Here is an 11,596-nt window from a genome sequence, read left to right on the forward strand (position 1 = left end):
CGATGACGGTGCGGGTCGCCGCCTGGCTTGCGGGAACGGTGCTGGCCGCAGGTGCTGCGGGGAGCCTGACCGGCTCGCCAGACGATCAAAAAACCCTTCAAATGCTCGACTGGCGAGCAAGGACGAACTGTGCTCTCAAAAAACTTCAAGCCACAGAGACCTCCTCGGTAGCAGATGCCCTAGCTACGTACAGAGCTGCACGCAGCTCTACCGAACGAGCCGAAGCGGCGTAGCTGCCGAATCAGCTCCACTTCGTCTTCGCCCACGGCGTTGACGAGTTGGGCGGCGGTGGGTCGGGAGACTTGGGAGCGTGAGTACCGACCGCCACGCTTGGCCAGCTCGCCGAACTGCCGCCCGATGCTCCGACTGGTGATCGCCTCGCGGGTGAACTCGTTGCCGCCGGCGTCGATCGCCAGCCGTACCGGCGCGGTCAGCTCGACTTCGACATCGCACAGCGATTCGCCGGTTGCGGTGTCCGTGGTGGCAGCGGCGGGGACGACCCAGCGAGGCCCGCGCGCGGATCCCAGATTGTTGGTCATGACGTGGGGGTTGCGCAGCACCGGAAGCCGGGTCTCCAGCGCGCGGATCCGGTCGTGCAGCGCCGCCGCGTCCGGCCGCAGCAGCACCTGATGGTCGTGTCCACAGCAAACTGCGGCCCGTGCGGCGAGTCGCACGGGTGCGGCCCCGGCGAACCGGCCGTACGGGGTGGCGCGGCGAAACCTTCGTTCACTTCTGGTCAAGCCGGCTTCGTCCCGGTCGACGCTGAGGACGACCGAGCGCGCCCCGTGCTGCGGGGCGTTGCCGTTGGTGCTCACGCAGGCGGGGTTGTCCGTGCGGCAGGCGGTGGAGGGCGCCAGCGGGATCGGCGGGAAGCCCGTAGCGGGCTTTTGGGATCGTTGCGGCAGCCGCGGTGATCCTCACCGTTTCGTCGTCACGCCCTGCTGAGGCTGCAGGACGACATCAGATGAGACGCCGAACCGCTCGATCGGGTGGCGCACCGACCTCGGCTCAACGAAGGCTGTCACTGCTGCGTTGGGGTAAACGTTCAAGACGGCACCAACCGCAGGAGTGAGATCAACGGTGGCAGCGCTTGAGACTGTCGACTTGCCGCTGACATCGAACAAGTCCGAAAGAGATGGCGTTGCGGCTTCGAGCACTCACGTGGTAGAGCACCCCGCGCAGCAGTGCACGAGCGCATGGTCATCGGCGTTAAGACTGCCGAATAGCAGGGGACGTCCGCTGAGGTGAGCAGGACAACGTACGAGAACTCCGCCGGTCTCAGCGTCCACCGTCCGCCACCCAAGCCGGTCGGGCGGTCAATCGATGCGCAATGCTCGCTTCACCAAAGGAACGCTAGAAGCGGAAATCCTTCGCATGATCTTTGCTATACAGAAGGCACGACTCGAAAGGAAAGAAATGAACAACCTGCCAGAGCGGCCTTCCTCAAATCAGGGCGGAGGTCGAGGGCCTGACTGGTGGCCGATCGAGCGCGGACACAACGGGCCTGGAGTTGACATGGACTTCGTGGTCCTAGTCAATATGGGACGGCAGGTAGAAGTATCGAACCGAGAGCAGCATTTTCAGAGCAGGCTTTTTCTACAGGCCGCCCTGCGGCGACGACTGGTCTTGCCCGGAGAAGGACCTGCGTTTATCTACACGTCGATCGATGAACCGGAAGAGATCCTGTTCTCCACCATCGGCGTTGCAGTGGCCTTTGACTGCTTTCTTACCGCTGACGGCCCCGTCGAACGCGGTTCCTGGTATCAGCGGTTCAAGGTCCGCAAGGGGACTGCCGAGACACTAGGCGAGCTAGCAGCCAAAGCGGGACGCGCGGCCGAACTTCAGTACATCGACTCCCCGCGCGCCCAGAACGACGAGCGTGAATCAAACGCGGTTTCCAACCTGATCACCGCTCTCGACACCACTGAAGAGGCGATTATTCGTCTCAGCTCGATTCTGCTGATCAAGTTCGACGGGCGAGTCATCGCCCAGGTTTTGACACCAGAGCAGATGGATCAGCTGGATCGGAGCCCGGAACTGCTCAAGCACCCGAAGTCCATTCTTGAGGCACTCTCTAGTAAGGGAGACTCCCTCTCCTTGGAGGGTCTCGGCACGCTCGGGCAACTCGAGGAACGACGGCAAATAAGTTAGTGCACCACCGATCACCTCCTGCACGAGAAGTGAATTCCGCAGGCCGCTTGCTGTGCTTCCGTGTGTAGGTGACGGTTATCGGGGTCACTAACCGGCTCGGTGGTGACGCAAGGACGAAGGAGAACCCAGCGGCCTGGGATTGGCCAAGTCCCGGACGGCCAGCTCGTCACGCTACTGCGCCAGCATGTCCCCAGCGAGCTCATGCGCAGCCAAGTCGACCTCCGTGGCGTGCAGCGGCGGCGCTGTCCGGCGAGGTCCGCTGGGAGCCTGAGGCTTCCTGCTACGTGCGGCGCTTCCGCATCGCGTGGATCGAGATCGCGCGCAAGCGAGCTTTTGGCGTTTGTGGCGCTCTACATGCTGGTCTGCAACGGCGTGGAGTCCGCGGAGGTCTACGGCTGTGTCCGTGACAAATCGTTGTGATGACACGACACCGATATCACCTCGCACTTCCTCAGCCTTTGACGGGCCACCGCCCATGCATTCCTTCCGCTGCGGGATGGGGCTGGAACACGTTGCCTTGCGTGGGCAGGATGGTCTTCTTGGTGAGCGCCGCGAGGCGGAACAGGGGCCCGACGAGCAGGTCGTAAAGACTTGGCAGGAAACGGAAACCGGCGACGATCAGGGGGTTAGCGGGTCCTACCGGCACGCTGACGTGCCGCTGTGGGCGGTCGGCCAGGCGGACGATCGCGGCGGCGACCCGCTCGGGGCTCAGGACCGGAACAGGTGGCCGCGCCGCACGACCGGTGTAGTTGGCGGCCTGGTCGTAGACCGGTGTGTTGATGCTGCCGGGACTCACAATGCACACGTGCACGCCTGACTCGTCGCGCGTTTCCTGTTGCAGGGTGCGGAGTACGGCGCGTTGCCCCCACTTGGCCGTGGAGTAGGCGCCCATCTGCGGCACGGTGATCGAGCCGAGCAGCGAGTTCACGCCGATGAACACGCCGGTGCGCTGACGGCGCAGAACCGGGAGGACCGCCTGCGCCAGGTGCAGCGTGCCGTGTACCGCGGTGTCCACGACCGTGGTGAACACCTCGGCAGGCATCGCCTCCACGGTTCCATACCCCATCACCGTCGCACTGTGCACGACGACGTCGATGCGCCCGTGCAGATCCATGGCCTTCCCGACGATCCGGCCGGCGCCACCGGGATCGCCGACGTCGTCGGCGACGACGTCGACGGCGACGGTTCCCACCGCCCGGCAGGCCTTCTCCGCGGCGTCGAGCGCCGCACCGCTGCGGGAGGCCAGGACCACGGCATCGCCGCGGGAGGCGAACGCCACCGTGGTGGCCAGCCCGATCCCGCTGCTTGCGCCCACTACGAGCACCACTCGGCCGGTCATGGGTTCAGCACGACCTTGATGCAGCCGTCGCTCTTGGCGCGGAACATCTCATAGCCCCGCGCGGCCTTGGCGAGCGGGAGGCGGTGCGTGGTCAGGTCCAGGGTGCCGAGTGGGTCGGCCGGGTCGAGCACCAGCGGCAGGATCTCGTCGGTCCACCGGCGCACGTGGGCCTGTCCCATGCGCAGCTGGATCCCGCGGTCGAACATCTCCATCATCGGCATCGGGTCCTGCTCGCCGCCGTACACGCCGGACACTGACACCGTGCCACCGCGGCGCACTCCCTTCAGGGCGGCGTGCAGGGCGTCGAGGCGGTCCAGGGCGACCTTGTCGATCACCTTCTGGGCGATGCCGTCGGGAAGCAGTCCTGCGGCCTTCTGCGCCGCGGCGACCAGTCCCCCGCCGTGGGCCTCCATGCCGACGGCGTCGATGGTGGCGTCCGGCCCGCGGCCGTCCACCATGTCGATCAACATGGCCGCCACCTCGCCGGAGCCGTCGAACTCGTCGAGGTTCACTGGTTCGGCCCCGTGGCGCTCGGCCAGCGCGAGACGTTCCGGAACCCGGTCGACGCCGATGACGCGGCCGGCGCCGAGGTGCCTGGCGATCCGGGCGGCGAACTGCCCGACAGGGCCCAGCCCGAGCACGGCGACGGTGCCACCGGGAGGCACGTCGGCGTAGCGGACGGCCTGCCACGCGGTCGGCAGGATGTCGGACAGGAACAGGAACTGCTCGTCGGGCGTGTCGTCCGGAACGACGATCGGCCCGAACTGGGCCTGCGGCACACGCAGGTACTCGGCCTGGCCGCCGGGCACCGAACCGTAGAGCGAGGTGTAGCCGAACAGGCTCGCGCCCTTGCCCTCGCCGCGCACCTGCGTCGTCTCGCACTGCGCGAACAGATCACGCTCGCACATCCAGCAGTGCCCACACGAGATGTTGAACGGCACCACGACCCGGTCCCCGACCTTCAGGTGACCACTCGCCTCGGAACCGGCCTCCTCGACGACGCCCATCGCCTCATGACCGAGCACGTCACCGGGCTTCAGATAGGGCCCCAGCACCCCATGCAGGTGAAGGTCGGAACCGCAGATCGCGGTCGAGGTCACCCTGATGATCGCATCGGTGGGCTCCTCGATCCGCGGATCCGGAACGTCGACGACCTGCACCTTCTCGTTACCCTGCCACGTCAACGCCTTCACAGGTGCCCCACCTCCGCCGTCAGGGTGGTGACACTTCCTGGCTCGGCCGGCGTGCGCGGCGACACGTTCAGCGCCGCGCGCACGACCGCCGTTGAGCGGGTGATCCGAGACATCCGACGTCCTCTCATAACACTGGTGGACTAGCCAGCAGTACCCTTCGAAATCGATTCAAAACCGTTTCACTCTTTGGTGCGACCATGAGAGGCGTAGCGGATGTAGCTGGCAGTCCGGCCGAGGTCGGTGATGCGCCCGCCGCGGCGGGACCGCAACTGTCGTGCCGGAGCAGCAGCGCCCGTACCTGCCCAGCTCCATCACCAGCGGTATTTACGTCGACCAGGACGGACACTTCGACATGGCGCGGAGCGGCAGCGAACTCGACGGCGAGCACGAGCGGATCAACGTCGTCCTCATCGAGCAGGGGCTCGTCGTCGTCCCGGGTGGGGCACGTGCCACGGCGTGATGCATGTCGAGATGTAAATCGCGTGGCGCATGCGCGAAGGAGGCGCGCGGCGTGTCGAGGTGGTGATCAACCGAGTCGTCTGCGGCGGGTCAGCGTTTCGCGCCGAGCAAGGAGACCGAGAATGATCAGTTTCGATGACGCGGCCGCACAGCACGCTGCTGCCCGTCTCGCTCGGCATCGGGCCATAGGGATCGAGATCGAGGCCGAGGATGTCTTGATCGCCGCGGCGTGGCGGGCGTGGGACGCCGGCGAGCTCGATGCCCGCAGGCTGTGCGAGCTGTACGAGCACGTGCGCGCTTCGGAGATCACCGGATGGGCAGCCCGGTGGGCCAGGCATATCCCGTATGACGTGCTGACCCTGCGGAGGATGGTCATCAACACGCCGGAGGGGAGGACCGAATGCGGAAGTGCGACACCGGGTTCCGCGGCGTGGATCTCATGACGTTGCCGGGCAAGGGCGCGGTCGTTGCCTACGTCCTGTTCGGTAACGGTGGTGGCCCGGTCCTCATCGGCTACTCGTCGAACTTCCGCAATGCGTGGCGCAAGCTCAACCGTGACGGTTACGTGTGGGAGTCGTGGCAGGCATGGCTGTGCAAGGACGACGCCGAGGCTTTCGCCAAGCGCGCGGAGCTGATCAAGGAGCACGGCCGTCCGAACGTCGCCGTGCACGCAGTCGTCGACCAGCCTCATCGGATCGCCGCACAAGTCCGTTGACCCGTCCGACTCAACGGGAAAGGTGGTTCAGCGCGCGACGCAGCGGTCCGGGCGCCTGGGCATCGACAACGATCTCCTCTCCCTGCAGGGACGTGCTCGCGTGCGTAGAGCACAGCAAGCGTCCGAACGCCGCTCCGGTACGGCCGACGACACTGCTGCCCACGCGGACGCGGCTCGTCTGGTACCCAGCCGCCGAAGGTGTTCCTGTGGTGGTTATCGACATATGGGCGCGCTCCGACCCGTCCCCATGTGGGCGTGAGAGCCCCAGCGCTGTTCCTGTAGACGGCCGGAGACGCCAGTCGTGCCGCACCGTTACGTGCGGCTATGCGGGAGTGGTGGTGATCGGGACATTCGGGCAGCCGGCCACCCGCGTGGTGAGCACCTCGCGTTCGGCCGGGTCTACGGTCAATGCCCATCGGGTTTCACCGTCACCAGGCGGTGAGGTAGTCACACCTGGCAGGTTCGTGTGGTGGTAGCCAGGTGGAGGGGTCTTGGTCGGCCTTGCTGCGGTTGGATCGGGCGGTCACCGCGATCAGGCGACCGGCTCGTCGAGGTCCTTGGCGTAGTTCTGGCGCCGCTGCGGGCTCCAGTCGAAGGCGCCGCTGTCCCAGGCCTCGGCCAAGGGCACCATGTGGTCGATGTCCAAGCCGCGGGGACCGTCGACGTAGACGTCGTCGTAGTAGGAGTACCAACGTCCACCGGCCAGCGTGCAGCGACCGGCGACCTCAGGTGCTTGTACGGCCTCGGCCAGCAGCACCTCCGCGCGGGTGTTGCAGCCGTCATGGTCGGCGTCGACCCAGTGTTTGAACAGGTCGCGGTCGTAGCCTTCACGCTGCTCGTCGGCGACGGGCAGCGCCTCGACCGCGTCGCGCAGCAGGATCACCGTCGTGGCCGTGGCAGGGCTTGATGCTGCCTGCGCCTGGATCGGTATGCCGGCCGTGCACGCTGCGAATACCAGGGCGACTATTGCTGGGAAACGCTTCACGGTTGCTCCTGCCGGAGAAGGTTGTCGGATGCAGGTGGCGTCGCCGGTCGGCGGCGCCTGAGAATGGTCAGCGAGCACCCGGAATGGGATCACGAGGTGATCCGACGTCGTCGCTGACGAGTCGTCGGTTCGTGCTGCCGGAGCGGATCTGACGGCTTTCCCGGTATATAGGCACGCACCGTTGAACAGTGTGTCGATCAGTTGTAGTCGACCTCGTCGAATATAAGCAGAGCCGCTTGTGTTGCCCTAGCCGTGACGGTCGTTTCCAGCCGATCGGGTCGGGTGATCGGCTGGAGGAGTCGTACTCGCACAGCAGTCGATGACACCTGCGGTCTGTGCTGCGACCGGCACGCAGCCTGTCTGGCGATGGGCCGATGCCCATCTCGCGTCTCGGCGTGCTGGCCGGTGCTGAATACCATACGGCGACAAGGCTTGGTGGCCCCTCGCGTCATCCCACCGGCGTGCAATGCCCTCTGGCAGGTGAACTGGTCCGAAGCCGGCTTACCGCCCGTGGCGGGCGCCGGTGTCCCGAGAAGGATTCCGGAACACGAAGGCATGGCCGGTCCGATGCCGTATTGGATTCGACGGTGGCGGTTGCTTGCATCAGATCGAGATCCGATTCGGATGGAGGCGTGTTCGACGATGGTGGAAGCGAAGCAGGGCAATGCAGGCGATCGGCAGCACAACAGGAAGTTGTTGGTCAGCGTGTTCGATCCGCAGGAGGCGCGGGAGGCGGTGTTGGGTGGCGCGCGGATCGTGGACAGCGAGGATCCGCGCAGCGCGCTGGGCAACATCAAGCCGCAGGCCATCATGGACATCTCCGACGCGGTGCTGAACTACACGCGTGATCAGGAGGTGCAGCTGAGCACCAACATCGGCGAGGACCAGCTGCTGTTCCGGCGCACCGACAGCGGGCACGCGGTGGAGAAGTCGCCGTACGAGATCGCGGGCAAGGCGTCCCAGGCGGCGCTGGGGGTGGCGGTGTCGATGGGTACCAGGGTGCACCCGTGCAACATCATCAAGGTGGGCCTGGACGGGATGCACCTGCCGGTCCTCAAGGACGTGCTGACCGAGGTGGTGCGCACGCTCAACCGCACCGAGCAGTTCAGCCACAGCCAGGTGATGTCGGTGCTATTCGCGCAGGATCTGGTGCTGTGGCGGGAACGCCGGGACAACCCGCTGGTGGTGCGCGAACTGGTGGCGCTGCGGGAGTTCTCCCCTGTCACCGCGGACTCACCGGTCGAGGGCACGATCGACCTGCTGGACTACCACCAGTACCTGACCGGTCCCGACGGCGGGCCGCTGTTCCCGGACCGGCCCGACCTGGCGCAGCTGATCGAGGCCGGTGTGCTGCCGGAGTGGTCGGACACCACCAGGGTGAAGATCAACGAGCCGTTCCCGCACTCGGAGTTCGGCATCACCCCGGCCGAGCGGACCGACCGGGAAGCGATCAAGAACATGGTCGACGCGACCGCGGACGCCGGGGCCGACGGCATCATGCTCGACACCAGCATCCTGTTCAAGGTGGCCAGGGTCGGTCTGGTCGACACCACCGAGCCCACCGGGGCGGACGTTTCCTCCATGGTGGACTTCAACCGGTACGACGTCACCGGCACCGGGCCGGAGGCCCTGGTGCGCAAGGGCATCCTGTCGTTGAAGGACATCAGGTTCTTCGTCGACTACTGCCACTACCGCGGGGTCGAGGCCAACCTGGCCGGCTCGTTGCAGAGCCACCAGGCTCAGCAGCTGTGGCGACTGGTACCCGAGATCGACCAGGTGTCCACGCGCGGCGGCGGGTCGGCGATCCTGCTCGACCCCTCCCAGCCGCCCGCCGAGGACGATCCGGTGGCCTCGCGACGCGACCAGGTGATGATGCGCCAACTCGTGCGCGGTCTGGTTCCCCCCGAGCAGGGCGGCTACGTGTGCCTGCCGGAGAAAATGCGGTCGGTCGACGGTGTGGACGAGGCCGTGGCCCGGCTGCGGCAGAACTTCCCCGACATCACGTCGGTGTTCTGGGCCGACCCCTACGGCCGGTTGACGCCTGTGCAGACGCGGATCCCCGGAAACGGCGCCCTGACCGCAGTACTGCGCCAGGCCGACCTCGGCGACGGCGACCGTCCTGTCGAGGAGGTGGCGGCGCCGTGACCGGCACCACGACCCCCGCGTCGCTGCTGCGTGCCCAGGACGGCACTGCGGAGACCGAGGCTGAGACCGAAACCGGGTACCCGGTGCCGGAGCGGCCGATCATGAAGTTCACCTGGCACACCGGCGCATGGTTCGACGTGTTCGAACTGCACACCGCGCTGATCAAATCCGACCTGGCGCGCGCCCAGGCCGAGGGCCGCGTGGTGGTCTACCTCAGCTGCCCGATCAGCTCCCGCGGCGGCGGGTACTTCGCCACCAACGTCGACATCGCCAACCACACCGCCCGCAGGCTCACCGAGCAGTGGGGCGAACGGTTCTTCTTCCTCAACCCGGCCGCCTACCAGCTGGAGTCCCGCCAGGGCACAGGTCTGATCACCCGCCACATCGCGGCCCTGCAGGACAAATACCCCGGCCTGACCCTGGAACAACTGCTGGCCCAGACCCATCCGACGGGCGGGGACTACATGCGCATGTGGTCCCGTGTGCTGATCGAGGACGACTACCTGGCCGACTCGGCCCGCAGGGACCTCAAGCTCGGCGGCGCGTTCGACGCCTACTACTTCCTCGGCCCCACCGACGCGCGGGAGTTCTTCTCGTTGCGTAGCGGCGGTGAATCGCTCACTGACCGGATGGAGGGCTACTTCGCCCGCCGCTACGCCACCGACCCGCAGTTCTACCTCGACTTCGCCACCGTCGACGACGGCACAGGCGGGCGCCGCCCGCTGGATCCGAGCCAGCCTCAGGACGCGGTGGTCTACGAGGCGCGGCGCCGCAAGTTCCTGGTCTACTACGGCACTCGGGTGAGCACCGCGTTCAGCCTGGGCGCCCACGACGAGTGGAACATCCATCACCGCCTCAACCAGGCCCGCCGCGGCGACCCCGCCTACGGTGTCGGTGAGGAGATGGCCGGATTCTTCGACGGCCGCCCGTTCAGCCTCGCCGAGACCGAACAGCAGACCCTCCCCGGTTACGAGGTCCTCGACACCACCGCGCGGGCGGTGCTGGACGGCGCGACTGCGCCCGTGCTGGCGCACGCCGAGGTGGCGTGGCCGTACGGCACGCTGCCGGAGTTGGTGCTGCCGCGCGAGCCGCTCGAGTCCACCGCTCAGGCGACACGGTGAGAACGCCGGCGCACGGGGCGTTCGTTCTCGGCGCGGTTGTGGTGCTGCTGTGCCCGGCCCCGGCCCTGGCGTCCGTCGGGGCTTCGGCAGGTTCGCCGCGGGCGCGGGTGGTGGACGTGCACGACGTGCAGGGCGGCGGGCACCGGTCGCCGCTGACAGGACAGCGGGTGACCGTCACACGGGGCGTGGTCGTGGCCGGCGACGCCCGACGCGGGCTGTTCTGGCTGCACTCGCTCACCCCCGACGCCGATCCGGCCACCTCCGAGGCGGTGCAGGTCGCCGTCGACACGCCCGTCCCGCGTGCCGGTGACCTGGTGCGGGTCTCCGGCGTCGTGCAGGAGCACCGCGACGGCGGCGACACCACCGCCAATGCGAACCTGTCGGTGACCCGCATCGGCGGTCCGGCGGCGGTGACCGTGGTGGGCCGTCACCCGGTGCCCGCACCCGTCCTACTGGGTGGGTCCGGCCGGATTCCCCCGCGCGAGGTGGTCAAGGACGACGTGGTGGGCGATGTCGAGCACAGCGCCGCGTTCGACCCCGACACCCAGGGCTTGGACTTCTACGAGTCGTTGGAGGGCATGCCCGTGCGGGTGAACGAGCCTGTCGCGGTGTCCCCGGCACTGGAGTTCTCCGGCGGCAGGCGGGTCACCGTCGTGGCCGACGACGGCGTGGACGCCTCGATCCTGGCCGATCGAGGCGCGCTGCCCGTGCGGGAGCACGACCCCAACCCGGAACGGCTCGGCCTGGTCTCCGGGCCCGTGTCCGACGCCATCCCCGCGGGCATCGACGTCGGCGACCGGCTCTCCCGGGCTTGCGGTGTCCTGGACTACCGTTACGGCGCCTATGAGATCGTGGCCACGTGCTCCTCGACCCGCCACTCCGCGGGCCTGGCCCGGGAGACCGCGCGGCCCGCGGCCGCCGACGAGCTGGCGATCGCGACGTTCAACGTCGAGAACCTGTCGGTGGTGTCGCCGCCGGAGAAGTTCGCCGAGCTCGCGCGCACCATCACCACCCACCTCGCCTCGCCCGCGGTGGTCGTCGTCGAGGAGATCCAGGACGACGACGGGCCGGCCGACACCGGCGTCACCACCGCCGGGCGCACCTGGCAGAGCCTCGTGGACGCGATCGCCGCCGCCGGCGGCCCGCGCTACGCCTTCCGGCAGATCGACCCGCTCGACGGCGCCGACGGCGGCGTGCCGGGTGGCAACATCCGGGTCGGGTTCCTCTTCCGCACCGACATCGGGTTGTCCTTCGTCGACCGTCCCGGCGGCACCGCGACCACACCGGTCCAGGTCGCGCCGGACGGCACGCTCACCGTCAGCCCCGGCCGCATCCAGCCCGAGCACCCCGCCTTCACCGGCACCCGCAAATCGCTGGCCGGGGAGTTCACCTTCCGCGGCACCCGCCTGATCGTCGTGGCCAACCACCTGAGCTCCCAGCGCGGCGACGACCCCACCTTCGGCCGCTTCCAGCCGCCCCGCACACCCA

General features: G+C 67.6%; 11 protein-coding genes. 7 read left to right on the forward strand and 4 right to left on the reverse strand.

The genetic code is table 11. The features are described 5' to 3' along the window. Positions 1–179: 179 nt before the first annotated feature. Positions 180–815 (reverse strand): lantibiotic dehydratase, encoded by a 636-nt coding sequence (locus ADL03_RS46310; RefSeq protein WP_197289120.1) that lies wholly within the window; start codon positions 813–815, stop codon positions 180–182. Positions 816–1,515: 700 nt separating this feature from the next. Between ADL03_RS46310 and ADL03_RS41665 the strand changes: the two genes are divergently transcribed. Next, complete coding sequence (locus ADL03_RS41665) at positions 1,516–2,151, forward strand: hypothetical protein (protein WP_053739180.1); 636 nt, start codon at positions 1,516–1,518, stop codon at positions 2,149–2,151. 451 nt (positions 2,152–2,602) lie between these two features. Here the strand turns inward: ADL03_RS41665 and ADL03_RS41670 are convergent, their stop codons facing one another. After that, positions 2,603–3,490, reverse strand: coding sequence for an SDR family oxidoreductase (locus tag ADL03_RS41670; RefSeq protein ID WP_053739181.1), 888 nt, complete (start codon positions 3,488–3,490; stop codon positions 2,603–2,605). After that, complete coding sequence (locus ADL03_RS41675; RefSeq protein ID WP_053739182.1) at positions 3,487–4,683, reverse strand: zinc-dependent alcohol dehydrogenase; 1,197 nt, start codon at positions 4,681–4,683, stop codon at positions 3,487–3,489. Before ADL03_RS41675 ends, ADL03_RS41670 begins: the two co-directional genes overlap by 4 nt. A gap of 274 nt (positions 4,684–4,957) precedes the next feature. Between ADL03_RS41675 and ADL03_RS41680 the strand changes: the two genes are divergently transcribed. From ADL03_RS41680 to ADL03_RS41690, 3 genes are all read left to right on the forward strand, one after another. After that, positions 4,958–5,143: a hypothetical protein gene (locus tag ADL03_RS41680; RefSeq protein WP_053739183.1), complete on the forward strand. Its 186-nt coding sequence runs from the start codon at positions 4,958–4,960 to the stop codon at positions 5,141–5,143. 121 nt (positions 5,144–5,264) lie between these two features. Beyond that, a complete protein-coding gene (locus tag ADL03_RS41685) occupies positions 5,265–5,585 on the forward strand; it encodes a hypothetical protein (protein WP_053739184.1) in 321 nt (106 codons plus the stop codon). Further along, positions 5,573–5,857: a hypothetical protein gene (locus ADL03_RS41690; protein ID WP_157529741.1), complete on the forward strand. Its 285-nt coding sequence runs from the start codon at positions 5,573–5,575 to the stop codon at positions 5,855–5,857. Before ADL03_RS41685 ends, ADL03_RS41690 begins: the two co-directional genes overlap by 13 nt. Before the next feature lie 532 nt (positions 5,858–6,389). On the opposite strand, the gene ADL03_RS49130 is transcribed toward ADL03_RS41690, so the two are convergent. Further along, positions 6,390–6,842 carry an HNH endonuclease family protein gene (locus ADL03_RS49130; RefSeq protein WP_231642833.1) on the reverse strand — a complete coding sequence of 151 codons (453 nt, stop codon included), beginning with the start codon at positions 6,840–6,842 and terminating at the stop codon, positions 6,390–6,392. Positions 6,843–7,547: 705 nt separating this feature from the next. Between ADL03_RS49130 and ADL03_RS41700 the strand changes: the two genes are divergently transcribed. From ADL03_RS41700 to ADL03_RS41710, 3 genes are all read left to right on the forward strand, one after another. Then, positions 7,548–8,987, forward strand: coding sequence for a (5-formylfuran-3-yl)methyl phosphate synthase (locus ADL03_RS41700; protein ID WP_197289122.1), 1,440 nt, complete (start codon positions 7,548–7,550; stop codon positions 8,985–8,987). After that, on the forward strand, positions 8,984–10,108 hold the full coding sequence (locus ADL03_RS41705) for a hypothetical protein (protein ID WP_053739187.1): 1,125 nt from the start codon (positions 8,984–8,986) through the stop codon (positions 10,106–10,108). Before ADL03_RS41700 ends, ADL03_RS41705 begins: the two co-directional genes overlap by 4 nt. Then, positions 10,105–11,596, forward strand: a 1,492-nt coding sequence (locus tag ADL03_RS41710; protein WP_053739188.1) for a hypothetical protein, incomplete at its 3' end; no start/stop codon positions are given. The genes ADL03_RS41705 and ADL03_RS41710, both read left to right, overlap by 4 nt.

Origin of the sequence: Nocardia sp. NRRL S-836 (genome assembly GCF_001279525.1) — a bacterium.
In the GTDB taxonomy this organism is placed as follows: Bacteria; Actinomycetota; Actinomycetes; order Mycobacteriales; family Pseudonocardiaceae; genus Lentzea.

Excerpts from the sequence above, each read along its gene's own strand:
- ADL03_RS41685 (WP_053739184.1), top strand. The coding sequence starts at position 5,265 with ATGATCAGTTTCGATGACGCGGCCGCACAGCACGCTGCTGCCCGTCTC.
- ADL03_RS41665 (WP_053739180.1), top strand. The coding sequence starts at position 1,516 with ATGGACTTCGTGGTCCTAGTCAATATGGGACGGCAGGTAGAAGTATCG.
- ADL03_RS41670 (WP_053739181.1), bottom strand. The coding sequence starts at position 3,490 with ATGACCGGCCGAGTGGTGCTCGTAGTGGGCGCAAGCAGCGGGATCGGG.